Below are 24,462 nucleotides of genomic sequence, written 5' to 3' on the forward strand. Positions count from 1 at the left end.
CATAATTGCTTCCATCAGGGGCAGCCAATCGAAGTTATTATGGCCGGTTAGCGGAATACCCGTCCGGCCTCAACTTAGATTTGGCAGAATATTGCCAAAAAATACATAAAGACGGGGTGTTTTGTTTGAGCAGAAGAATTAACAAGGTATTAGTAGCCAACAGAGGAGAAATTGCCATTCGTGTATTCCGCGCCTGCACGGAGCTGGATATTCGCACGGTAGCTATCTATTCGAAAGAAGATTCCGGTTCTTACCACCGCTATAAAGCGGATGAAGCTTATCTGGTAGGGGAGGGCAAAAAACCGATTGATGCTTATCTTGATATTGAAGGAATCATTGATATAGCAAAAACCAGTGATGTTGATGCCGTTCATCCGGGCTACGGCTTTCTATCTGAAAATATTGAGTTCGCAAAACGGTGCGAGGAAGAAGGTATCATATTTATCGGTCCTACTTCAAAGCATCTGGATATGTTTGGTGATAAAGTTAAGGCAAGAACTCAAGCCCAGCTTGCTGAAATTCCGGTTATACCTGGCAGTGATGGTCCAGTAGAAAGCCTTGACGAAGTGATTAGCTTTGGCAAAAATCATGGCTTCCCAATTATCATTAAAGCCTCACTGGGCGGCGGCGGAAGAGGCATGCGCATCGTAAGGAACCTTGAAGAAGTAAAGGAATCATATGAGCGTGCCAAATCAGAGGCAAAAGCAGCTTTTGGGAATGATGAGGTTTATGTTGAAAGATTCATAGAAAGACCAAAGCATATCGAAGTTCAAATCATCGGTGACCATGAAGGAAATATTGTTCACCTGTATGAAAGAGATTGTTCAGTCCAAAGGCGCCACCAGAAGGTTGTTGAAGTTGCACCTTGCGTCTCCCTCCCGGAGAATTTGAGAGACGAGATTTGCCAGGCTGCTGTCAACCTGATGAAGAATGTAGATTATTTAAATGCAGGAACTGTGGAATTCCTGGTTTCAGGTGATCAGTTTTATTTCATAGAAGTAAATCCGCGTGTGCAAGTTGAGCATACGATCACTGAAATGGTAACAGGTGTTGATATTGTACAAACGCAAATCATGGTGGCTGAAGGCTACTCGCTGCACAGCAAAGAAGTTGGTGTTCCAAAACAGGAAGATATTCATGTACATGGCTATGCCATTCAATCCCGTGTAACAACAGAGGACCCTTTAAATAATTTCATGCCCGATACTGGCAGGTTAATGGCATATAGATCAGGCGGCGGTTTCGGCGTGAGGCTTGATGCGGGAAATGGTTTTCAGGGGGCAGTAATCACACCTTATTATGATTCGCTGCTTGTTAAACTCTCTACGCACGCAATGACTTTCCAGCAGGCAGCATCAAAAATGGTGAGGAACCTTCAGGAATTTCGTATCAGGGGTATTAAAACAAATATTCCTTTCCTTGAGAATGTTGTAAAACATGAGAAATTCCTAATAGGTGAGTATGATACATCATTTATCGATGAAACTCCTGAGCTATTCTTATTCCCGAAAAAGAAAGACCGCGGGACGAAGATGCTGAATTATATCGGGAATGTAACAGTAAATGGATTTCCGGGAATTGAAAAGAAGAAGCGTCCGGTATTTGAAGAGCCTCGAGTACCGAGATTAAAATACAGTACAGATTACCAGGATGGAACAAAGCAAATTTTAGATAATCAAGGTCCTGAAGGGCTTGTTAAATGGATTAAAGAACAAAGAGAAGTCCTGATCACGGATACTACCTTCCGTGATGCGCATCAATCTCTGCTCGCGACGCGGGTTAGAACTAATGACCTGAAGCATATAGCAGAGCCGACAGCAAAATTGCTTCCGGATATGTTTTCGTTTGAGATGTGGGGCGGTGCAACTTTTGATGTTGCTTACAGATTCCTGAAAGAAGATCCTTGGGATAGATTACTGACATTGCGGGAAAAAATGCCAAATGTTTTATTCCAGATGCTGCTTCGTGCTTCGAATGCAGTCGGATATAAAAACTACCCGGATAATGTAATAAGAGAGTTCGTAGAAAAATCAGCCTACGCCGGCATCGATGTATTCCGGATTTTCGATAGCCTTAACTGGGTTAAAGGGATGGAAGTCGCAATCGATGCTGTGCGCCAGACAGGAAAAATTGCTGAAGCAGCTATGTGCTATACAGGTGATATTCTGGATCCTGCCAGAACGAAGTACAATCTTAAATACTATAAAGACTTGGCAAAGGAACTGGAAAATCAGGGAGCTCATATACTGGCCATCAAAGATATGGCTGGTTTATTGAAGCCGCAATCAGCATACACTCTTATTTCTGAATTGAAAGAAACTGTTGACATTCCAATTCATCTTCATACTCATGATACAAGCGGTAATGGAATTTACACATATGCAAAGGCTATTGAAGCTGGAGTGGATATTGTGGATACGGCCCTGAGCACAATGGCAGGCTTAACATCCCAGCCAAGTGCTAACTCTTTATATTACGCGCTGCAGGGAAATGACAGGCAGCCAAAAATTGATATCCAGTCGCTCGAGCAATTATCTTACTATTGGGAAGATGTGCGCAAATATTACCAGGACTTTGAAAGCGGGATGAAAGCTCCTCATTCAGAAGTCTATCAGCATGAGATGCCTGGCGGACAATACAGTAATCTTCAGCAGCAGGCTAAAGCAGTTGGCCTTGGGGATAAGTGGGATGAGGTTAAGGACATGTATTCCCGTGTGAACCAAATGTTTGGTGATATTGTTAAAGTTACACCTTCATCCAAGGTAGTTGGTGATATGGCGTTGTTTATGGTCCAGAATCAGCTGACAGAACAGGATGTTTTGAATAAAGGAAAATCTTTGGATTTTCCAGACTCAGTTGTTGAGCTTTTTGAAGGCTACCTGGGGCAGCCGTATGGTGGATTCCCGGCTGAACTGCAAAAGGTTATATTGAAGGACAGGGAGCCAATCACAGTCCGACCGGGAGAGCTTCTTGAAGATGTAGACTTCGATGCTTTAAAAGAAAAACTTTTCAAAGAATTAGGCAGACAGGTTACAAGCTTTGACGCAATTGCCTATGCACTATATCCAAAAGTATTTATGGATTATATTAAGACCAGCGATCAATTTGGTGATATTTCTGTTCTTGATACCCCTACATTCCTCTATGGTCTAAGACTTGGTGAGGAAGTGGAAATTGAAATTGAAACAGGTAAAACATTAATAGTTAAATTGGTTTCGATAGGGCAGCCTCAAGCTGACGGCACAAGAATTGTGTATTTCGAGCTAAATGGTCAGCCTCGGGAAGTAAGTATAAAAGATGAAAGCATAAAAGCTACAGCAGCAGCCAAGGCAAAAGCTGATCCGCATAATGAAAGCCATATTGCAGCCAGCATGCCGGGAACTGTCATCAAGTTACTTGTAGAAAAAGGTGAAAAAGTCGAAAAAGGCGATCACTTAATGATTACAGAGGCTATGAAGATGGAAACCACTGTACAGGCACCATTCTCTGGAACTGTAAAGGATATTTTCGTCTCAAATGGTGAAGCAATTCAAACTGGAGACTTGCTGATAGAGTTGTCAAAATAAACAATAGCTGTTTCGTAAGGTTTGTTGCTATTTGTGTATTATTCTATTTACTGAGTTGATTGGAGCGGAAGGTGCGAGACTCCTTCGGATCACCGCCCTCCCCGCGGTTCCCTGAGCAGCCTGGAGCGGAAATCAACGGAGAACTTTGATAGGTGAAAACACTTTTTATACGAAAAGAGTCTAAACAAAAGAGCTTCGGCAAATGCCGAAGCTCTTTTGTTTATTGTATTTATGGAATGGAAGTAAAAGTAGGGAGAGCAGATTCATCATTTTTCTCTTTTTCCTTAACAGCTGAAACAGCAAGCTCATTTTTTCTGCTTCGTGAAGACAGGAGGATAAAATAGCTTAATACTCCAAATAAGCAGGAAATAAAGAAGGCGTGTGCAAGAGCTATATACAAGTTAAGTCTGGTTAAAACAACCAATGCTCCAGCGGCAACCTGGAGTGATACTAAGATAAATGAAATAATCCAGCCCCAGTAAATTACCTTCTGGTCCTTGTAATGTTTAATAGCCAGATAGGTAATGTAACCAATCCATATGAAAATTAAGCCCGCGGCAGCCCGGTGCCCCATTTGCACCCATTCGTACATATTAGCGGGAAGTGCGAAAGATCCATTTATACAAAGCGGCCAGTCACGGCATACAAGGCTGGCATTTACATGACGCACAAGTGCGCCGGTGTAAACAACAGCATAGCTGTATAAAGAAACTCCAATAATATGTTTCCTCATTCTTTTATCGATAATAAGCTTTTCTGCCTCGAATTTTTTATCAACTTCAAAAATAAGCAAAGTCAGGAGCAGTACAGCAGCAAATGATATTAAAGATATCCCGAAATGAAGGGCGAGCACAAAATCAGATTGCCCCCAGACTACTGCGGCAGCGCCAATTAAAGCCTGCAGGATTAGGAAAAAAAGCGAAGTCAGCGCTAAAAACTTTGTCTCTCTAATATGTCCTATTTTTCTCCATGTCCAAATCGATAATATAAGAACCATAAATCCGATAGCGCCTGAAACCAGTCTATGTGCCAGTTCGATAATCAGTTCAGGAGTAATATCGGTGGGAACTAGCTCGCCATTGCAAAGCGGCCACGATTTCCCGCACCCCATACCTGATTCCGTTTTCGTTACAAGGGCACCGCCCAGCAAAACCAAAAGCATGCCGATTGATGTAAGAACAGCAAGCCATTTTAAAGATCGTTGCAAAGCCTTTCACCTTCTTTAAATATTCTAGGTTTAATAATAGTGTCAATAATTGATTTACTGCGTATTTGTCCATTATCTATCTTAACAAAGATTCTATAAAAAGCCATATATGAATGTGCGTCCATTTACTTTTTCGATAGTACAGGAATAAAAAGCTTTTTACAACAGTTATAAAAATTATAAAGTTAATTATAGTAAAAAAGGTTGAAACTTATAATAGAGTTTGCTAGAAATATAAAGGGGGTATAAAATGGATGTCCCCTGTCGCGGAAAGTAAACCAAAATACATAAAAGTGAGTATATTATTCCTCCGTAGTTTTCTGAAACAGTTTTATTATCTCAAAAATAAACCCTTTCTTTAAGTGAATTTAGACTTTGACACAAATTAGTCATAAATTATTCTAAAAAAATTCACAAAAGAGTTTTAAAGTGTGATTTAATATACAGAGAAATGGTTTAGATTCATTTAGATAGTAAACAGTTTAACTACATTATTAATGGTAGGAAAACTATTGGTATGGTTATTATTCATCCAGGGTTCACCCCTCGTTTTTTATCGTGAATATGGCTTTCAGTGCATTTATACTTTATAGTAGGTGTAATGTTCGCGATAAGGAATTAAGGAGGAAAAGATATGTCTGACTCACGGGCTTTGAGTGATGCTGCTATTGAGAACAGAGAGCGAAGCCTTCAGCAAGATATACCTGAGACTACAGTTTGGAAGGACTTCCTTGCTCTTATCAAAATTGGCATTGTAAATTCCAATCTGATTACAACCTTCACCGGTCTTTGGCTTGCACTGCATTTTTCAGGAAAAGGATTTTTCAATAATCTGGATCTGGTTCTATATACAGTAATCGGCTCCTCTTTGATTATTGCAGGCTCCTGCAGCTTAAATAATTATATTGACCGCGACATTGATCCATTAATGGAAAGGACAAAAGGGAGGCCAACTGTTACCGGGAAAGTGAACCCGGGCAAGGTGGCACTTTTGAGCTTTCTGCTTATTGGCCTTGGTACGGCCTTTTTAATGTTTACAACAGTAACAGCAGTTGTAATTGGATTAATTGGTGTTTTCAGCTATGTTGTCTTATATACAATGTGGACGAAACGCAGGTTTGTTTCCAATACGATTGTAGGCAGCATTTCAGGGGCAGTTCCACCTTTGATTGGATGGGCAGCTGCGGATGGCAATCTTGACCCTATGGCTTGGGTGCTGTTCGCTATCGTGTTTATCTGGCAACCTCCACATTTCTATGCACTGGCTATGAGAAGGGTAGAGGAATACCGGGCTGCTGGAGTTCCGATGCTCCCAGTAGTAAAAGGGTTTAACGCCACTAAAAGGCATATTTATATCTGGATTGCAGCATTATTGCCGCTGCCGTTCCTTATGCCATCTCTTGGATTGCCATTCATAATACTTGCTGGGGTTTTAAACATCGGCTGGTTATTGACTGGGATATATGCAAGGAAGTTTAATGATGATATTAAATGGGCTACATTAATGTTTGTATACTCCCTGCAATATCTGACCATCATGTTTGTAGCCATGGTAATCATCACACTTATTTAACTTAGTTAGGAAATTCCTTTTTTCGTTTATAACGAGAGGGGATTTATCCATATTTTTTGATCAAACAATTCAAAAAATGAAATCTTTACGAAAGAGGGGTTTGATTAAGCTATGAAAAGGCTTGCAAAGTGGCGTCTTTTTTCTCTGTTTGCAATGATGGCGCTCATTCTTTCCGCTTGCTCCGGCAAACCGTATTTATCTACGCTTAAACCTGCCGGCGAAGTGGCGCAGACACAATTTGATTTGATGGTGTTAAGTACTGTAATAATGGTAGGAGTAATTGCGGTCGTAACAGTAATCTTCTTTATTGTTGTTTTTAAATTCCGCCGCAAGGACGACAGAATTCCAAAACAAGTTGAAGGAAGCCACAAGCTGGAAATCATTTGGACTGTTATTCCTATTCTTTTGCTTCTTATTCTTGCTGTACCGACAGTTTCAGCTACCTTTAAGCTTGCTGATGTAAGCCCAATGGAAAAGAAGAATGAAGAAGGCAAAACAGATGCACTTGTTGTTAATGTGCGTGCAAACTTATACTGGTGGGAATTCGAATATCCAAACCAGGAAATTATCACTGGCCAGGAATTAGTTGTGCCAACGGATGAAAAAGTTTATTTCAATCTTATTGCTTCTGATGTTAAGCACTCCTTCTGGATTCCTGCTGTAGGCGGTAAGCTGGATACGAATACGGACAACGTGAATAAGTTCTGGCTGAAGTTTGACAGTGAAAAGGCTGCTGATGCGGACAATTACTTTTATGGAAAATGTGCTGAGCTTTGCGGTCCTTCCCATGCATTAATGGATTTCAAAGTTAAAGCGGTTCCACGTGATGAATTCGATCAATGGGCAACTGCAATGGCAGAAGTAAAAGAACCTAAAAAAGCAGAGACAGATCTGGCTCAAGCTGGTCAGGAAGTCTTCAATAACAGCTGTATCGGCTGTCATGCTGTAACACCGGCAAACACTGCTCCTGAAGCAGCCCGTTTAGCTCCTAACTTAACAAACTTCGGTGATCGTGACCGTATTGCCGGTATCCTTGATCATACTGAAGAAGATCTTAAGGATTGGTTAAGAGATCCGGAAACATTCAAACCTGGCAATAAAATGACAGGTACTTATGGTGAATTGTCTGAAGAAGAGCTTGATGCCCTGACAGAATATTTAATGGGCTTGAAAGTTATGGAACAATAGGGGATTTTTTGAAAAGGGAGGTAAAATTGTGAGTACCTTAGCACAAAAAAAAGGTTTCGGAGCGGTTTTATGGGATTACTTAACAACAGTTGACCATAAAAAAATCGCAATCCTTTATCTTATAGCTGGCGGATTTTTCTTCTTGCTTGGCGGATTGGAAGCTATGTTCATCCGTATCCAGCTTGCAGTACCAAATAATGACTTTGTAAGTGCCGGATTGTATAATGAAATTTTAACTATGCACGGTACAACCATGATCTTCTTGGCAGCTATGCCACTGATTTTTGCTTTTATGAATGCTGTTATGCCACTTCAGATCGGTGCGCGTGACGTTGCATTCCCATTCTTGAATTCATTAGGATTCTGGCTGTTTTTCTTTGGAGGAGTTTTCTTGAACCTCTCATGGTTCTTAGGCGGCGCTCCTGATGCAGGCTGGACTTCTTATGCATCTCTATCAATTGCTTCTGAAGGGCATGGGATCGACTTCTATGCACTTGGACTGCAGATATCAGGTGCGGGTACGTTAATCGGGGGGATCAACTTCCTTGTTACCATCATTAACATGCGTGCTCCTGGTATGACATACATGCGTATGCCGATGTTCACTTGGGCTACATTTGTTACATCAGCATTGATTTTATTTGCATTCCCTGCTTTAACAGTAGGACTATTCCTGTTAATTTTCGACCGTATGTTTGGATCTAACTTTTTTGATCCTGCTATGGGCGGTAATACAATTATCTGGGAGCATTTCTTCTGGATTTTTGGACACCCTGAAGTTTACATCTTGGTATTGCCGGCTTTCGGTATTTTCTCCGAGATTTTTGCGATTTTCTCAAGAAAGCGCCTTTTCGGATACTCTTCAATGGTATTCGCAACGGTTCTTATTGGTTTCTTAGGATTCATGGTATGGGCTCACCACATGTTTACAACTGGTATGGGGCCGATTGCAAACGCGATCTTTGCTGTTGCAACAATGGCAATTGCAGTACCGACTGGTATTAAAATCTTTAACTGGCTATTTACAATGTGGGGCGGAAGCATCACTTTCACAACACCGATGCTTTGGGCTATTGCCTTTATCCCTTCATTCGTAGCCGGCGGTGTTACAGGTGTTATGCTGGCGTCTGCTGCACAGGATTACCAGTACCATGACAGCTACTTTGTAGTGGCCCACTTCCATTATGTTATTGTCGGCGGTGTTGTGTTTGCACTCTTTGCAGGTGCTCACCTTTACTGGCCAAAAATGTTCGGTACAATGTTAAACGAATTCCTTGGAAAAATTACGTTCGTATTATTCTTTATTGGATTCCATTTAACATTCTTTATCCAGCATTTCCTTGGACTTTGGGGAATGCCGCGCCGTATTTTCACTTACCTTCCAGGACAGGGCTTTGAAACGTCTAATATGGTAAGTACTGTAGGTGCTTTCTTCATGGCAGCTGCAGTAATCATCTTGTTAATAAATATTGTTATTACCAGCGTTAAAAATGAAAAAGTTGGCAATGATCCTTGGGGAGACGGCCGTACATTAGAGTGGGCCATTCCTTCACCGCCTCCATTCTATAACTTTAAGCAGCTTCCGCTCATTCGCGGCCTTGATGCATATTGGCTTGAGAAAATGGAAGGTAAAAAAGGCATGTCGCCTGCTGAGCCGCTTGGTGATATCCATATGCCAAACAACTCGTTCATTCCATTTGTGATTTCTTTCGGTTTATTTGTTGCTGCATTTGGTGCAATGTACCGCGCAGAACACAGCTGGGGTATCCCAGTACTTATCGTGGGTATGCTTATTACTCTAGGCTCCATGTTTGTGCGTTCTGTCAAAGATGATCATGGATACCACATTCATAAAGAAGATTTGGAAGACACTAATGATAAGGGGGTTAAGGCATAATGGCTACTGAACAAAAAATGACTTATGAAACATGGCCTGCGTCGCCTGAAAAGCAAACCCTCGAAGCCAAGAACAAATTCTTAGGTTTCTGGTTTTTCCTTGGGGGAGAGACGGTTTTATTCGCCTCCCTATTCGCCACTTACCTTGCTTTAAAAGACAAAGTACCTAGCAGTGACATGGCTCTTGCGAAAGACTTGTTTGAAATACCACTGGCATTTATTATGACAATGCTGCTATTAACCAGCTCGCTCACAAGCGTATATGCTATGTATCACATGAAGAACTTCAACTTCAAAAAAATGCAGCTATGGCTTGGAATTACTGTTTTGCTTGGACTTGGATTCCTCGGTTTGGAAATTTACGAGTTCAATCACTATGTGCATGAATTCCATCATAGCTTCACAAGCAGTGCCTTTGGTTCAGCCTTCTACACGTTAGTTGGATTCCATGGTGCTCACGTGGCATTCGGTTTACTATGGATCACTACTTTGATGATCCGCAACAGCAAAAGAGGATTGAGCCTTTACAATGCTCCTAAGTTTTATGTAGCCAGCCTATACTGGCATTTTATCGACGTTGTTTGGGTATTCATCTTCACAGTAGTATATTTAATGGGAATGGTGGGATAAACTGATGGCCAATCAACAACCAAACTCAGGTAACCCAAGAGTAGACATTGAATATAGACGTAAAAAAAGTGCAGAAGAGATGAGACATCAAGTTATCACATTTGCACTAATGATCTTCCTGACAATTGTTGCGTTCGTAGCAGCAGGTTATGAAGGTTTCTCCGGATGGTTTATAGTGCCGTTCATCCTGATTCTTGCTCTTGTGCAAGTAGTCTTCCAATTATATTATTTCATGCATATGAGCCACAAAGGTCATGAAGCACCGTCTTTGTTCTTATACTCAGGAGCATTTGTCGGATTTATCACAATCATTGCTTTCTTGACTGTTATTTGGTGGTAAGTTTAAAAGAAAATCGGCTGTTGGCCGATTTTCTTTTTATGTAATGAAGTATTTGCAATTAATACCCAATTTCCGATTTATTGAGATTGCTGACTGAAGAGAGTATAATAGTACTTGTCAATATCGCTTAGTATTGGGAACGTTTAAGGCCGGTTGAGCATTATTTAATGAGGTGATAGCATGTCTTTGGAAATATTCGGTTTCCGTGCACTTTGGAGTCCATATTTCTTTTTATTTGTAGCAGTGATTCTTGCAGGCTACTTTATGTTAACAGTAAAGTATCGTGGAAAATTCAATGATAGTGAGCCATTAACTAAAAGGCAGGGTGTGTATTTTACAATCGCTATGATTGTGTTGTATGCGATCAAAGGCTCTCCGCTGGACCTGATGGGCCATTTAATGTTTTATGCCCATATGATACAGATGGCTATCCTGTATTTAGTTGTTCCTCCCCTTGTAGTCATGGGAATCCCTCAGTGGGTGTGGAGAAGAGTGGTTAATCACAAAGCTATTAAACCTGTATTCAGTATTTTTACAAAGCCATTAATCGCCATTATCCTGTTTAATGGAGTATTTTCTATATACCACATACCAGATGTTTTTGACGTGGTAAAAACGGATATGATGTTTCATACTGTATATACATCTGGCCTGTTTCTCCTGGCAATCTTTATGTGGTGGCCGACTATTAATGAGCTTCCTGAAATGGAGTCACTGGACGGCTTGAAAAAGGTAGGATACATTTTTGCAAATGGTGTTTTATTGACTCCTGCATGTGCTCTGATCATTTTTGCAGATACACCAATGTACAGCACATATTCTGATCCAAATGCATGGGCACAGGCCCTTCAGTTATGTGTTCCTTCTGCGACACTGGCAAGCCTGAATCTTAGCGGGCCGGAAATGTTCAATTCAATGTCACTTATACACGATCAGCAGCTTGGCGGGGTCATCATGAAGATTATTCAGGAAATTGTATATGGTTTTATTCTTGCGCAAATTTTCTATGCATGGTACAAAAAAGAACAGGAAATTACACCATCAGAAGAAGAAACAATACTAAATCCGCATTTAGTAAAATAAAAAATAAACTCCAGTCAGAGGCTGGAGTTTATTTTTTTGTTAAAAGTTAAGATGTTGGCATATTGCAATGATAATGATCACATGGTTTTAAATAAATATTGAACATTTAAGGAACTTTTATTAAAAGCTCATACAGGTTGTTGAAAAATATAGTACACTTTAATAAAATGAACCTGTGATAAAAAACACCGTGAAGAGGAATTTTAAACTGATAGTGGAGAGAGGAAGAATTTATGGAATACTCATTACCTATACTCCCTACCATAAGCACGACCTTTATTGTATTAAGTGCAATAACGGTTGCGATTGGTTGGGTACAAATCAGCAAAAAAAAGCTTGAGGCTCATAAGAAAACAATGACTTTGGCTGCTGTGTTTGCTGTTATTTTCTTTATCATTTATGCCAGCAGAACTGTTTTTATCGGGAATACTGCATTTGGCGGCCCTGATGATATAAAAATTTATTATACGATGTTCTTAATTTTCCATATTACCCTGGCAACTGTTGGGGCAGTTTTAGGAATTATCTCGTTATATACGGGCTATAAAAATAAAGTGGCAACACATAGGAAATTGGGACCGATAACCAGTGTGGTCTGGTTTTTTACTGGCATAACAGGTGTTGCAGTCTATCTGCTGCTGTATGTTTTCTACCATGGAGGAGAAACCACATCAGTTATAAAAGCAATCCTGGGTACGTAACAGGTTATGAGATGCCGCTGGCTGTTTAGCGGTATTTTTTTATGCCCAAAAAATTATCCGCTTCTTAATTAAAAGGACTTAATAAGTATATGGCGAATAGTTATAATGATATTTAATTGGGAGTGAATTTTGTGTCGGTAAGTAAATTAACAGAGAATGAATATCTTGAGGCCATGAAGCTTTCCATGTATGCCTTCCAGTACAATGTGCCTGAAGCTGACATCCCGGCCAGGATGGAACGTTTAAAAAATCATGCCATTTTTGGTATCTGGGAAGGGGAAAGTTTGGCTGCCAAACTTCACATTATCCCCCTGAAAGTTCATATTAATGGCTTTGAATGGGATATGGGAGGTGTTGCTGGTGTGGCAACATATCCGGAATTCAGAAGAAAAGGGCATGTAAGCAGCCTGATCAAGCACGCATTAGCCGAGATGAATAATAAGGATCAGCTCTTTTCATTTTTGCATCCATTTGATATTTCTTTCTATCGGAAATACGGATGGGAGATATTCACTGAATATAAGAAAACGCTTATTAAGAAAATAGATTTAAAAATGACGGGAAAACCTTCAGGGACCATTAAGCGATTTACTAAGAACCAGCACACATTAACCATCGAAAAGATTTATAAGGAATATATGCAGCGTTATTCAGGAGGGCTTGTAAGAGACTCATACTGGTGGGAGAACTTTGTGTATTCTGATTACCAGATTGCGGTGTATTTTAACGACTCAGGTGAAGGACAGGGCTATATATTATTTAAGGTAAAAGACAATAAAATGGATATCGAAGAATTCGCAGCTCTAAATCAGGAAGCCAGAGTGAATTTATGGAACTTTATCTGTCAGCATGATTCAATGGTTGAGGAAGTAAAGATCATTACATCAGTACACGATCCATTTCCTTATTACCTGAATCAGCCTAATTTAAAAATGGAGGTTTTTCCGTACTTTATGGGGAGAATCGTCAATGCTGGAAAGTGTCTCGGCCAATATTCTTTCAATGAAAATAGTGAAAATGTCTTTCTGCATATTGAGGATCACCATGCACCATGGAATAATGGAAGCTACCTAATTGCTGACGAAGGTGTCAGGGTATTTAAAGAGAAAGTAGGAAGCCAATGCATAAACCCTCCAGCACGAGGTCTGCATATGACTATCAATGCCCTTTCAGCGATTATAATTGGCTATAAGAGGCCAATGGAGTTATATGATCTAGGTGAAATTAAAGGTCCAAGAAATGATGCAGAAATACTTGAAAGAAAAATTCCTGTGCAAAAGTCCTTTTTCTATGACTTTTTTTAAGGAAACTCAGTTGAGATGTATGCAGGAAAGAAAAAGCGTCCAGGCGGACGCTTTTTTACTTTTTTATAAAGTTTATATTTTGAAATTCATCTTAATAAGTCCTGCTTCTTTTGCAGAATTAAAGGCGATGACCAGTAATGGGCCAATGATGAAGCCCAGTATCCCAATGAGTTTCAGCCCTAGATACATAGCTATTAGCGTGGCGAGCGGAGATAGCCCTATATGGGTGCCCATTACCTTTGGCTCAACTGTTCTGCGGATAATTAAGAGGACGGCTGCAAGAATTGCCAATTGTGTCCCCATAGCTACATCTCCTGTCAGTAAATGAAACATTGCCCATGGGCCAACAATGACAATGGAGCCAATAATAGGGATAAAGTCAATAACCCAAATGATTATAGACATAATCAATGCCATTTCTGGGTTGATGAATAATAATCCAATCAGGGAAACGATAAAGATAATCACACTTACAAGGAATTGAGCCTTGAAAAAGCCAAATCCGACATAAGAAAGCCGTGAGGTCATAAACTTGACTTTATCTGCAGTTTTTTCTGTAAGGTGATTATACAAACCTTTCCTTAATCGCGGCAGATCTATTAAAAACAAAAATAAGGCAATCAAGTATACGATGAAACTGACAAGATAGTTCGGGATGTTTGTCAGAAGTGCTTTTAAGCTATCAATATCTACGTATGCGACAAGGTCATCCTTCGTTTTATTCAAAAAGGATTGAATCTGGATACTTATTTCATTAACAAGGTCTTTAGGAAGGTCTTTGGCAGCATTGGAAAAGTCCGCTTCTGCCCTGAGCCATGCTTTTGTAATTTCATTAATGTACATAGGAGCATTTTCAACAAGTTTAATGGCTTCAGTTATTACTTTTGTCGTAATAAAGTAGCCTGATAATCCAATGAAGAGGACAAATCCTAGAAAAGTAATCAGCACAGATATTCTTCGGCTTATTTTTATTTTAATTTGCAGCAGTTTCACAGCTGGTTCTAGGATTAATGCTGTAATAAAAGCAATAACCAGAGGAACAGAAACAGGCAAAATGAAATAAAAAAGGACAGTTATAAGAATTACAGCAATCAATATTAATAAAAAGCGTTTTGTGAATATTGCAGACAAAATAAATCCCCTTCCCAATTTTGTTAACCAACAAAAGACCGTAACACTTTGTTTATAGTATGCATTAAATATCATAAAAACTAAAAATAAAACGATTTAAAGCTGAGAGATTATTGCCCTTATATAAAAAATCGTAAAGAAAGAAGTGAACGGAAGATGCATAACGACCATCTTGACTTCGAGACGATTCAGGCAGCCAGTGATATAATCTCCGCAATCGTAGAATCCAGCCTGGAGGAAAGAAAGAGTGTTATTCCTCTTAAGCATGAAAGATTCACTTTCTTTAAGAGAAAAAAAAAACCTATTTCCATCACTTTTAGTAACACTGAAGTATATTTAAAAATTAAGCTTAACATAGTAAATGGAAAAAATATTTTGGAGGAAACTCTCCGGATTCAGAAAGAAATCAAGGATGAAATTGTCCATTTAACTGGACTGGAGGTTAAAAGAGTGGATCTCTCAGTCCAAAAAATTATATATGCAGGAAGCACTCTTTCAGAGAACTAAATTTTAAAGGTCTAAAGTTTATGTAAAAAAGACGCATGATGTTCATGCGTCTTTTCCATGCAGAAAATAAATTCAATTTTAATGCAAGTTGAAATTACTCAGCGAATTGGTCAATCTCTGCTTTTATCTCATTTAGAGTTTTTTCGCACTGACTTACTAATGATTTAGGGAAGCTTTCGCCTTCACCATATTCTATCCCATGCGGATAATAATGTTTGCCCAGCAGCGGTGTCATAAGCTGGATAGTTGCTCTATGAGCTCCTACATCTCCTTCAGCCGCATATCCAAATACACGAAGGTAAAAAACACCCTCTTTTAATTCGAATTTACGGTCATATGTAACTCTTTCATAATCCCATTGCCCTTCGCGGACCAGGCCGTGAGAAAGCATTACTTCATCTAAGCGGGTTAAGTCTGCTTTTTTATTTTCCAGACCTGTGTTTTCAAACTTCATAATTGTCCCTCCTGAAAACATCCATGGTTCTGTTGAACGATCCATGTATAATTTTAACAAGTTTATCTCAAATTTAATAATAGTAGAAAAAAGCGTAACTTGCAACGGATTCATGCAAGAAAACATCCTTCTCTTAAAGAACGTTAGCTGAACTGCCGTAATTTAACGCCTGGCTGGCATATCTTGAGCAACTGGAACTCGCAGCTGCCAAATTGTGAAAGGGGAAGCGTCAATTGCAGAAATACAAAGCCATCAGTCTCTTCTTTTTTATAATATTATTAACACCACAGCCTGCAGGTGCTGCAGCTGATTACAGAGTTGAGCAAAAGGATACACTTTGGGAAATTGCGCTAAGATTCCAGAGAGATCTGCAGGAAATTATTAATAGCAATCCTCAGATAGAAAATCCTGATTTAATTTTTCCTGGTGAAGTTATTATCATTCCCGACCATGGAAAGAAGATTGCTATGCCCAAAATGGATCAAAATGAAAATAAACTTATGAGGCTGGCCAACGAAAAACGAAGAGAATTAAGGCTAAAGCCATTGTCTGTAGATTTGAAGCTGAATGGTGCTGCCCAAAAAAAGTCTTTGGATATGATGAAATTACAATATGTTTCACATAATTCTCCTACATATGGAAATCCTATAGAAATGTTAAGGAATCAGCAAATTTCTTTTCGGACCGTAAAGGAGAATATCGGGGCGGGCTATAAAACAGCTGATGAAATGTTTGATGCCTGGATGAATTCCGCAGTCCACAGGGAAAATATTCTAAACAAAAAGGCAACTCATATTGGTTCCGGATATAGTCAAGGAGGCCTGCACGGTCACTATTGGACCATATTCATTGTTGAAAAATAAAGGAGGATAAAAAATGGAAAAAATCCGCGATATTATGACAGACGAGGTTGAAAGCTGTTCTCTATTGGACAATGTTTATGAAGTGGCAGTTAAGATGAAAGAACTAAACGTAGGGGCTATCCCGATTGTGGATAATGATAAACTCGTCGGAATGATAACTGACCGGGATATCGTACTTCGCTGTGTAGCAGAAAAACACCCTGCTTCTTCTAAGGTAGAAGATATTATGAGCAGCCATTTAGTAACTGTATCGAGGGATACAGAGTCTCGGGAAGCAGCCCGCTTAATGGCAGAACATCAAATCCGCAGGCTTCCTGTTGTGGAAGGTGACAAGCTTGTGGGGATAGTATCACTAGGTGACTTTGCCGTGCGTCATTTAACAGATGACCAGGCTGGAGAAGCTCTTACTGATATTTCTAAACACGAAACTGAAGCACAGCATTAAGAGGACACCATCTGGGTGTTCTTTTTTTGCAGCAAATGCTGTTACAGAACTAATTGAAAATAATAGATAAACAATACACCTAATGGTATGATTAATAGTATATTTGCAATAATTTCTATTTAGATTCCATTTAGCATTACGCCTGCTTGAATACAGCGAGTAAAAGAAGGGAGGTACGGTTCTCTGAGAGCACTTTTCCGAATTTTAATATTGATTTGCATTTTTCTGGCAGCAGGTTTTTACATCGATATTGGGCGTAAAGATAAAGGGGAGATCCTTGTCAGTCAGGAAAATACAATAAAGGATATAAATAATAAGGAAAATAACTTATCTTCCAATACGGGGTTTCCTGAAAAGGGTGTGGCCTCACTAATGGGAAAATCAGCTGGGGAGCTTAAAGAAAGTTTGGGAGAGCCGTCCAGAATAGATCCCTCTTTTTATGGATACGATTGGTGGATATATAATAAAAGCGGCACTGAGTATATTCAGGCTGGCGTCAGCAATAAAAAAGTGGTTAGTTTGTTTGCGACAGGCGAAGATTCAGACATTTATCCTTTCAAAATAGGGCAGCCAATTGGTGAATTATATTCATCCGTCTTTTTTGAAACGGAATTCAGTCTCAAAGTAAAAGACAGCTCATACCGTTTCGAGTTATCTGAAGATGACCTTAATACAAGGCCGCTTGTTATGGTTGGTGAGTACTATGCACAGCTTAATATAGATAGATTTACAGGGACGCTTTCCAGCGTGAGGTTAATGGATGCAGCCACTTTAATTAAGCTTCGCCCGTATGAAATGGTTTACCGTGGTGAATTATTGGAGCCCCCTTTGCCTTCTCCTGCTTTTGAAGACGAAGTGGAGAGAGCGAAAGAGAAGCAAATTTTCGACATTACCAATGTTATAAGAGTCAGACACAATTTAAAGCCGCTGAAATGGGATGATCTGACTGCAGCGGCAGCTTTAGCTCATAGCAAAGATATGTATGAAACAAAAGACTTTTCTCATACTTCTAAAACTTACGGCGATTTGGCGGACCGGCTTGAAGCTGCGGAGGTCTCATATGAGGCTGCGGGGGAAAACATAGCTGCAAATTATACAGATGCTCCCGCTGTTGTTGAAGGATGGCTTAACAGCAAAGGCCATCGGGATAGTCTGCTGAAAGAAGAGTTTACCCATCTTGGAGTTGGAGTTTATAAAAAGCATTATACGCAAAATTTCATAAAAAAAGCTGATGGAGAAGGTAAAAAGTGAAAAGAGCCTATATTAAGGCTCTTTTTTACTATTAGCAATCTGAATTCGGCCAACCTGAAAATAGTCATCCTTCCAATTTCCATACAAGTGGACAGAATCACCGATCTTGACAGAAGGAATTGAAGCATTAGTCATTAAAGGAGTAATTTTTTTTATATTTGAATGCTTGAGGCCCTTTGTTCGGACGGTCAGTTCAAGAACATGTACATAGCGGCTGTAATTATAGCGCTGCCTGCTCTCGCTAAGATGGATGACTTCGCCTGAAATAATGGCTTCCTCGGGAACATCTGCAAGGCTCGCCCACTTCTCATGACCTTCCCGCATTTCCTTTTTTGTCAGCCAATAAAAATAAAGGCAAATAATTGGAATAACGATAGCGGTGACCATCTTCCCACCTGCCTTTAATTATTTACATTTTTCTTTTCGATGATAAAAAAGCTGCCTGTTGCCTGTGCAATTTTTCTTCCATCAGAACGGAGTACATCTGCAGATAATACCATGCTTTTTGTTCCCTTATGGTCAATTGTCGCTTTGCATGTTACGTATTCCCCTTTGCCGACTGCAAGATAATGAATATTCAACTGTGTCGTAACAGCACCAAAACCCTCAGGAAGCAGCGAAGCCGCAAGTGTTCCCATTGCAGAATCAATAATTGTAGCGGTTATTCCCCCATGGAGAATTCCTAGCGGATTATTGACGATCTTACTTAAAGGAACTGTCAGTATGCATTCCTCTTCAGTTATGTGCCGTTCCATATGGAGCAGTCCGCCAATATAAGAGCTGTTTTTGCCGGTTTGTTTTTTATGAAAACCTAAAAGCAGGGATTCTAAAGCGGTTAATTCTTCGTCAGTCGCATTCCTGGTGCACTGATCAAATAATTCCATAAGATCTCGATTCATTATTATTCACCTTTCAATATGTTTCTGCATTCATATATTACCATTAATGGCTGAATTTTTGAATTTTAATGGACCAATTAAAGCAGACATAAATATTCACCTTTTTCATTCATATTCATATGGTATTATAGGCATTTGCATTAGAACGAGGTGATATTTCATGTCCAAAACGAAGCTTCATCCCTCTGTTGAAAAGTTTAAAGAGTTTGTTAAACAGAATCCCCGGGTCATCAAAGAAGTCAGGGATAGAAATGCAACGTGGCAAGAATTATATGAGGATTGGTATTTGCTTGGGGAAGAAGATTCAAGGTGGGATTCCTATAGAGAAAACAAAGATAATACACAAAATACAGAAGAGAAAAAAAGTGACTGGATGGGCAGCATTATGGGGACCCTTAAGCAAATGGATGCGAATCAAATGCAGGGTTACATCACTAATCTCAGCCAGGCACTTTCAGCTGTGCAAGGGGTTATTTCGCAATTCCAGGGCGGCGGCCAGAAACCATCAGGAGGCTCAAAGCCAAGTATGACTAAACCAAGCAGCCCTTTTACATTTAAAAAGGATTAAGGGGTCAATCAAATGAGAAAAGATATCGTCGAGTATCTTGAACAAAAGCAGGATCTTAGGCAATTTATCCGTGAGCAGCCTTATTGGTATAGAAAACTGAGCAGAAATCCAAACGAAATTCAATCTCTGGAAGTGGCCGCACTGCACTATTATAAAAAAACTATCCCCCATCAGGTTGAAAAATTCACGAATGGAGTGCAAATGGCCTCCATGATGATGAGCATGTTTCAGGCCATGAATTCTCAATCCAATTAGAAAGCTTTCTCGCACACGAGAGAGCTTTTTATTTGTTATCGCAGTCTAACGGGCAGTAAGACTCCCACTTCAAGACTCAGAGGAATCAAAGGAGGATAAGCGGGGGTCAAACTGCCCGTAAAGGCCCGATTGGTTCAACTAACAATCAGTGGGGGATAAGGAAAACCCCCACTGATTGAAGTTTCACTTTATAGAGTAAAAATAAGCAGCCGGGCAAACACTAACTTTATTAGAGCGTTACGGAAGACATCCTAAAGGAGTGTAAAATAATGAAAAGGCAAAAATACATTTTTATATTGCTGGTAATATTTGTTCTTGCAGCGTGCCAGAAAGATATTCCTGAGCCCGAAACAAAAGCGGAAGCCAATTTTCCGGTGAATGCAGTTAAAGCAGAACAGCTATTGCAAGTTTCGGGTCTGGAAAGTTCTGCCAGGGATCCGTTTTTTGTAAGACATCAAACAAAAGGAAAAGATGTCTTTGTTGAATGTATTGTGCAGGATGTGTCCTTTAGAAAGCAGAGCAGTAAAGAAAAAGGAAAAATTATCCTGTATATTAACGGAAAGAAGAAGGATGAAATCCATTCAGCTGCTTTTATTATCAAAGGGCTTCCTTCAGGAAAACATCGAATCGGACTGGAACTTGTTAAAGGCAACAGTGCTGAAGCCTCTTTGAAAAAAGATTTTCTTGTGGTGATCCCTTAGTCTACTTGCTTTAGCTTTAAACCGTTTCATGATAAAATAAGAAACGGAGGTGGGCTATTTTGCTTGCTACATTAGAAAGAATGGCTATTTTGGACAAAGCTGACGAACTTGCAGCGATGATTATAGAATCTGAGGAAGCGGAACATTACCGCAAAAGTTTATATAAATTAAAGAACAGCCGGGAAACTCAAAGGAAGATACAGGATTTTATCAAAATGAAAGAACTGTATGAAGAAGTTCAGCGATTTGGCAAATATCATCCAGAGTATAAGAGGGTGATGATGTCTATTAGAGAGCTGAAGCGCGACATGGACATGGATATCCATGTGGCGGAATTCAGAAGAGCAGAGACCGGCCTGCAAACCCTCTTGGATGAGGTAAGCATGCTGATAGGACGTTCTGTATCCGAACACATTAAAGTTCCCACCGGCAATCCTTTCTTTGAATCAAGCTGCGGAGGAGGCTGTGGTTCTGGAGGCAGCTGTGGCTGTTCTTAGACAAGAGTAAGTACTCTGTTCCGAGGCATCGTTTATAAAACCAGCTAATGCTGGTTTTTTCTTTTTAAATAAATTATGCAGTTTGAACCTTCCCATTGAAAACAGTTATTTTTCTATGCTAGACTAAATAAAACAAACGATCACTGAAGGGGAAAACTATATGCTTGGTCAAAGGCAAGGTATAATCGTATGGCTTTATTCTTTAAAGCAGGCAAAAATGTTAAGAAGATTTGGAAATGTTCATTATGTTTCAAAACGGCTCAAATATGTAGTGCTATACTGTGATCTTGCAGATACGGAAACAATTATGGAGAAGATAAATTCATATTCTTTTGTTAAAAAAGTTGAACCATCCTATAAGCCGTTCCTTAAAACGGAATTTGAAAATTCCAAACCGGACAAGGCTAAAGAATATGATTATAAGATGGGAATATAAAAAGGCGTGAGCAAAAGCTCATGCCTTTTTATCTCATCTAATGCAAAGGTGCAATAAAATGATTAAGCCTTAGAATTCCAATCAAATATTGATAATATAATTCCTTTTCATTAAAAATAGCAGAAGGCTTTACTGTCAGCTGAATAATTTCTTTATTCATTTCTTTCGCAGCGTCCTCGAATAAATCATACCTTTTATTTGGCACTGACTTTGGATTCGGAATCCCTTCACGGCAAATATATAACGGCTGAAATTCTCCCGGGTCTGTCGGCTTTAATATGACTGCCAGGGATGTCATTTCTCTATTATTGATGCTCGTATGGAAAGCGGCCATGTGGGACAATCGATGCTTGTTCGCCCGCGCAATTTCAATTAATTCATAAATATCTGAGTATCCCTCGCCAATTTCTATAAAACGCTGTATCAAAATTAGAACCTCCTTAAAACTCATAGCATTCACTTATTAAATGATTTTTGTCCATCCATACTTTATCATTTTCAGCATAAAAATAGAATGGAAAAAAATCATAAAATTTATAAAAATTAATGTGACTGATGACCTTCCCTTTGGTATTGTTAGGTTAAAAGAAAAATGACTAAGAGGGCATAGCAATGTGGAAGGCATCTTTATTTATTTTTTTAATTTTGTCTGGAATTATTTCAGGTATGGTGCTGTGGCAGTGGCAGGCTTATTCTGAGCATGCGATTGCCAAGAAGAGTTCCCGGGCGATTACACAGGAAATCATAGTTGAAACGCATCCGAAAGAGCTAAAAATCACTCAAAAGTTAAACGGACTTGTTGCCCGAAAAGGATATAGGCTTGATATCCCTGACACCCTATTTAAATGGAATTGCAAAACTGGAACCGGAAAAGCCTGTGATTCAGCAGACGAAAGTCATTATACATTTTTTTCTGCTGATGATCAGATGATATTTGAGTATACTGTACCGATAAATGAAAAGAAGAAAGCATTCTTGTTAACGGATTGGTTTGTTAAAATCCCCGGAATAAAGGCTGAAGGCTTGTCCATATCAATTTCGGATTCTTTCAAAAGAGAGGGATCCTGGGCTGCGGGAATCAAGCTAAAAGCCCAAAAGAAATTAGATCATATCGATTATTATTATTTCGAGGGCTATGGAAATGTTACATCACTTTACTGGCAAGCGGAACCGCTTTTGAAGACAGCTATAAACAACACAGATGCATACACAGCAGGTATTCGGGCAGCCAGCTTGGATTTTAAAAAACTGAATGACATCGGGAATGTTCCATTTATGTCGATTATCCTTACCGATCGCTATCCTGAATATATGGATGAAAATATCCTGATTGCACCTCCACACATTAAAGTTGGCGAGCTGGAAAAAAAGCTTATAGCTTTGCAGTTTAAGAGAAAATTTGCAGATGGCTATCCTGACTGGATTATTGATGCATTCGCAGCAGGATTATTGGATTTAAAACCCGGCTCAACGAAAGGAAGAATAGCCCTGAAGGAATTGCAGGGAGAGTTGACCGAAGATGAACTAAAAAATTATCTTATTAATGTATTCCAGGCGGATTCTCTGGATGCAGAAAAGCTGGACAAGCTTTTAGGCAATGCTAAAGGTCTTCACACACAATTTTTCACGATGAATATCAATAACGAAGCACCGCTTGCCCCGCTGTATTTTCAGGAAGAAAAAAACTTATGGGTATCTGGTGCTGAGAAGGCGAGCATAAATTTAGTATATAGGGATGGGAAGATCTTTCTGCCATTTACAGCCGCGATGCAGGCATTAGGATATGAAGTCAAGGTCCTTTCCGGTGAGGAAACGCTGCTTGTGTCAAAAGGGAAGAACAGTTATCGGTTTTATTTGAATAAAAATGTTTTTATCTATAATGAAGAAGATTATGGATTGCTTATGAATCCATTAACCAGGCAAAACGGAACTGTATGGATGGAAATCCAATGGTTTAAAGCACTTTTCGGAGTGACTGCTGAAGAAAGAGAAGGCGGGATTCACCTGACGCCCTAACAGTACCTTAATAAATACAAAATAAAAAGCCCTGCAGTTAACTGCAGGGTCCTTCTATATCCTTTTCAGGATAGAAGGCAAAGGGAGAGGAGAAACCGGAGGAAGAACTTATGGGGAAACGTAAGTCTTCTCCGCGGTTGGCAACAACATCCTTGAATAGATGCTGTTAATTACATTATTTCCACAATCCTCATGGATATACACATCCTGCTATATTTTTTTCCAGCGGATGATTTCGCTTACAAATTGCCGATTGGCTACAAATTGTAAGATATGGTAGGATAGGATAGAAAAAAACAGTTTTCCATTTCGACAGTGTGGAAAATTGAAATATTGCAGGTTAGTGGTGATCGTATGCGAGTGGTATCGGGAACTAGAAAAGGAAAGATATTAAAAGCTGTTCCGGGCAGCTCAACCCGTCCGACTACTGATAAAGTAAAAGAAGCTATTTTTAATATAATTGGGCCTTATTTTGAAGGTGGCCAAGGGCTTGATCTATTTGCAGGCAGCGGCGGCCTTGGCATTGAAGCTCTGAGCAGAGGAGCAGAGAAGGTCATTTTTGTGGATAGGGACGGAAAGGCCATTCAGACCATCCATGAAAATATTCGGAATTGCGATTTTGAAGAAAAGGCGGAAATATATCGAAATGATGCGGATCGTGCACTCAAGGCAATTTTAAAAAGAGATCTGGCTTTTGATTATATATTTCTCGATCCGCCATACCGCAAGCAGCAGCTGCTTAAGCTTCTCAATGTAATTGATGAGAATAATCTGCTTTCGGATCAGGGAACGATTCTATGCGAACATGGATCAGATGTGGAGCTCCCTGAAACTGTTGGAAGACTAGTTCAGCAGAAACATGAGAGTTATGGGATAATTTCAATTTCTATTTACAGCTGGGCTGAATAATACATACTGGGAATGCTAATGGAAAATATACATAATAAGAAC

At 39.6% G+C, this 24,462-nt stretch carries 26 protein-coding genes; 20 read left to right on the forward strand and 6 right to left on the reverse strand.

The features are described 5' to 3' along the window. Window positions 1-125 precede the first annotated feature (125 nt). Entirely contained in the window at window positions 126-3,566 is a 3,441-nt protein-coding gene (gene pyc / locus NAF01_RS08450; RefSeq protein ID WP_197245639.1) for a pyruvate carboxylase, read from the forward strand. A gap of 229 nt (window positions 3,567-3,795) precedes the next feature. On the opposite strand, the gene NAF01_RS08455 is transcribed toward pyc, so the two are convergent. Continuing rightward, window positions 3,796-4,773, reverse strand: a complete 978-nt coding sequence (locus NAF01_RS08455) for a COX15/CtaA family protein (protein ID WP_163143002.1) — start codon at window positions 4,771-4,773, stop codon at window positions 3,796-3,798. Window positions 4,774-5,407: 634 nt separating this feature from the next. Between NAF01_RS08455 and cyoE the strand changes: the two genes are divergently transcribed. The 8 genes from cyoE (at window position 5,408) to NAF01_RS08495 (ending at window position 13,488) form a co-directional block, all read left to right on the forward strand. Then, window positions 5,408-6,346, forward strand: coding sequence for a heme o synthase (gene cyoE / locus NAF01_RS08460; protein ID WP_163143005.1), 939 nt, complete (start codon window positions 5,408-5,410; stop codon window positions 6,344-6,346). A 111-nt stretch (window positions 6,347-6,457) separates the two neighbouring features. Next, complete coding sequence (gene coxB, locus NAF01_RS08465) at window positions 6,458-7,534, forward strand: cytochrome c oxidase subunit II (RefSeq protein WP_197214784.1); 1,077 nt, start codon at window positions 6,458-6,460, stop codon at window positions 7,532-7,534. Between the two features lie 28 nt (window positions 7,535-7,562). Next, window positions 7,563-9,431: a cytochrome c oxidase subunit I gene (ctaD, locus tag NAF01_RS08470; RefSeq protein WP_035328682.1), complete on the forward strand. Its 1,869-nt coding sequence runs from the start codon at window positions 7,563-7,565 to the stop codon at window positions 9,429-9,431. Further along, on the forward strand, window positions 9,431-10,060 hold the full coding sequence (locus NAF01_RS08475) for a cytochrome (ubi)quinol oxidase subunit III (RefSeq protein ID WP_035328684.1): 630 nt from the start codon (window positions 9,431-9,433) through the stop codon (window positions 10,058-10,060). The genes ctaD and NAF01_RS08475 overlap by 1 nt, the downstream gene beginning before the upstream one ends. Before the next feature lie 4 nt (window positions 10,061-10,064). After that, on the forward strand, window positions 10,065-10,400 hold the full coding sequence (gene ctaF / locus NAF01_RS08480) for a cytochrome c oxidase subunit IVB (RefSeq protein ID WP_048011869.1): 336 nt from the start codon (window positions 10,065-10,067) through the stop codon (window positions 10,398-10,400). Window positions 10,401-10,580: 180 nt separating this feature from the next. After that, on the forward strand, window positions 10,581-11,483 hold the full coding sequence (gene ctaG / locus NAF01_RS08485; RefSeq protein ID WP_197245641.1) for a cytochrome c oxidase assembly factor CtaG: 903 nt from the start codon (window positions 10,581-10,583) through the stop codon (window positions 11,481-11,483). A 233-nt stretch (window positions 11,484-11,716) separates the two neighbouring features. Then, the gene (locus NAF01_RS08490; protein ID WP_197214786.1) at window positions 11,717-12,184 is read left to right on the forward strand and encodes a DUF420 domain-containing protein; all 468 of its coding nucleotides are present in this window, start codon (window positions 11,717-11,719) and stop codon (window positions 12,182-12,184) included. Between the two features lie 131 nt (window positions 12,185-12,315). Then, the gene (locus tag NAF01_RS08495) at window positions 12,316-13,488 is read left to right on the forward strand and encodes a GNAT family N-acetyltransferase (RefSeq protein WP_250802125.1); all 1,173 of its coding nucleotides are present in this window, start codon (window positions 12,316-12,318) and stop codon (window positions 13,486-13,488) included. 72 nt (window positions 13,489-13,560) lie between these two features. Here the strand turns inward: NAF01_RS08495 and ytvI are convergent, their stop codons facing one another. Beyond that, window positions 13,561-14,619, reverse strand: a complete 1,059-nt coding sequence (gene ytvI / locus NAF01_RS08500; protein ID WP_163143017.1) for a sporulation integral membrane protein YtvI — start codon at window positions 14,617-14,619, stop codon at window positions 13,561-13,563. 156 nt (window positions 14,620-14,775) lie between these two features. Between ytvI and NAF01_RS08505 the strand changes: the two genes are divergently transcribed. Beyond that, on the forward strand, window positions 14,776-15,126 hold the full coding sequence (locus tag NAF01_RS08505; RefSeq protein ID WP_250802126.1) for an Asp23/Gls24 family envelope stress response protein: 351 nt from the start codon (window positions 14,776-14,778) through the stop codon (window positions 15,124-15,126). Window positions 15,127-15,220: 94 nt separating this feature from the next. On the opposite strand, the gene NAF01_RS08510 is transcribed toward NAF01_RS08505, so the two are convergent. Then, a complete protein-coding gene (locus NAF01_RS08510; RefSeq protein WP_048011190.1) occupies window positions 15,221-15,580 on the reverse strand; it encodes a YugN family protein in 360 nt (119 codons plus the stop codon). Between the two features lie 233 nt (window positions 15,581-15,813). Here NAF01_RS08510 and NAF01_RS08515 point away from each other — a divergent pair, with 233 nt between their 5' ends. The 3 genes from NAF01_RS08515 to NAF01_RS08525 all read left to right on the forward strand — a co-directional run bounded on the left by NAF01_RS08515 (window position 15,814) and on the right by NAF01_RS08525 (window position 18,139). Continuing rightward, entirely contained in the window at window positions 15,814-16,443 is a 630-nt protein-coding gene (locus NAF01_RS08515) for a CAP domain-containing protein (protein WP_226620003.1), read from the forward strand. A gap of 13 nt (window positions 16,444-16,456) precedes the next feature. Further along, window positions 16,457-16,888 (forward strand): CBS domain-containing protein, encoded by a 432-nt coding sequence (locus NAF01_RS08520; protein ID WP_048011188.1) that lies wholly within the window; start codon window positions 16,457-16,459, stop codon window positions 16,886-16,888. A 210-nt stretch (window positions 16,889-17,098) separates the two neighbouring features. Beyond that, the gene (locus tag NAF01_RS08525) at window positions 17,099-18,139 is read left to right on the forward strand and encodes a CAP domain-containing protein (protein WP_250802127.1); all 1,041 of its coding nucleotides are present in this window, start codon (window positions 17,099-17,101) and stop codon (window positions 18,137-18,139) included. Between the two features lie 12 nt (window positions 18,140-18,151). Here NAF01_RS08525 and NAF01_RS08530 read toward each other — a convergent pair whose 3' ends face one another. After that, entirely contained in the window at window positions 18,152-18,526 is a 375-nt protein-coding gene (locus NAF01_RS08530) for a hypothetical protein (RefSeq protein ID WP_163143029.1), read from the reverse strand. 14 nt (window positions 18,527-18,540) lie between these two features. Further along, window positions 18,541-19,038, reverse strand: a complete 498-nt coding sequence (locus NAF01_RS08535; protein ID WP_197214790.1) for a PaaI family thioesterase — start codon at window positions 19,036-19,038, stop codon at window positions 18,541-18,543. 160 nt (window positions 19,039-19,198) lie between these two features. Here NAF01_RS08535 and NAF01_RS08540 point away from each other — a divergent pair, with 160 nt between their 5' ends. The 5 genes from NAF01_RS08540 (at window position 19,199) to NAF01_RS08560 (ending at window position 21,495) form a co-directional block, all read left to right on the forward strand. Further along, the gene (locus NAF01_RS08540; protein WP_250802128.1) at window positions 19,199-19,606 is read left to right on the forward strand and encodes a YlbD family protein; all 408 of its coding nucleotides are present in this window, start codon (window positions 19,199-19,201) and stop codon (window positions 19,604-19,606) included. Between the two features lie 12 nt (window positions 19,607-19,618). Next, complete coding sequence (locus NAF01_RS08545) at window positions 19,619-19,861, forward strand: YlbE-like family protein (protein WP_048011183.1); 243 nt, start codon at window positions 19,619-19,621, stop codon at window positions 19,859-19,861. Between the two features lie 269 nt (window positions 19,862-20,130). Beyond that, window positions 20,131-20,562, forward strand: a complete 432-nt coding sequence (locus NAF01_RS08550) for a hypothetical protein (protein ID WP_250802129.1) — start codon at window positions 20,131-20,133, stop codon at window positions 20,560-20,562. A 59-nt stretch (window positions 20,563-20,621) separates the two neighbouring features. Beyond that, entirely contained in the window at window positions 20,622-21,059 is a 438-nt protein-coding gene (locus NAF01_RS08555; RefSeq protein WP_163143047.1) for a YlbF/YmcA family competence regulator, read from the forward strand. 160 nt (window positions 21,060-21,219) lie between these two features. After that, complete coding sequence (locus NAF01_RS08560; protein ID WP_009330926.1) at window positions 21,220-21,495, forward strand: YlbG family protein; 276 nt, start codon at window positions 21,220-21,222, stop codon at window positions 21,493-21,495. A 37-nt stretch (window positions 21,496-21,532) separates the two neighbouring features. Here the strand turns inward: NAF01_RS08560 and NAF01_RS08565 are convergent, their stop codons facing one another. Continuing rightward, the gene (locus NAF01_RS08565) at window positions 21,533-21,922 is read right to left on the reverse strand and encodes a DUF7147 family protein (protein ID WP_076261517.1); all 390 of its coding nucleotides are present in this window, start codon (window positions 21,920-21,922) and stop codon (window positions 21,533-21,535) included. Window positions 21,923-22,107: 185 nt separating this feature from the next. On the opposite strand from NAF01_RS08565, the gene NAF01_RS08570 reads away from it, so the two are divergent. Further along, window positions 22,108-23,511 carry a stalk domain-containing protein gene (locus NAF01_RS08570; RefSeq protein ID WP_197214793.1) on the forward strand — a complete coding sequence of 468 codons (1,404 nt, stop codon included), beginning with the start codon at window positions 22,108-22,110 and terminating at the stop codon, window positions 23,509-23,511. Between the two features lie 354 nt (window positions 23,512-23,865). Further along, entirely contained in the window at window positions 23,866-24,420 is a 555-nt protein-coding gene (gene rsmD, locus NAF01_RS08575; protein ID WP_197247936.1) for a 16S rRNA (guanine(966)-N(2))-methyltransferase RsmD, read from the forward strand. Window positions 24,421-24,462: the final 42 nt, after the last annotated feature.

The sequence above is a fragment of the Cytobacillus firmus genome, from assembly GCF_023657595.1.
GTDB classification, from domain to species: domain Bacteria; phylum Bacillota; class Bacilli; order Bacillales; family Cytobacillaceae; genus Cytobacillus; species Cytobacillus firmus_B.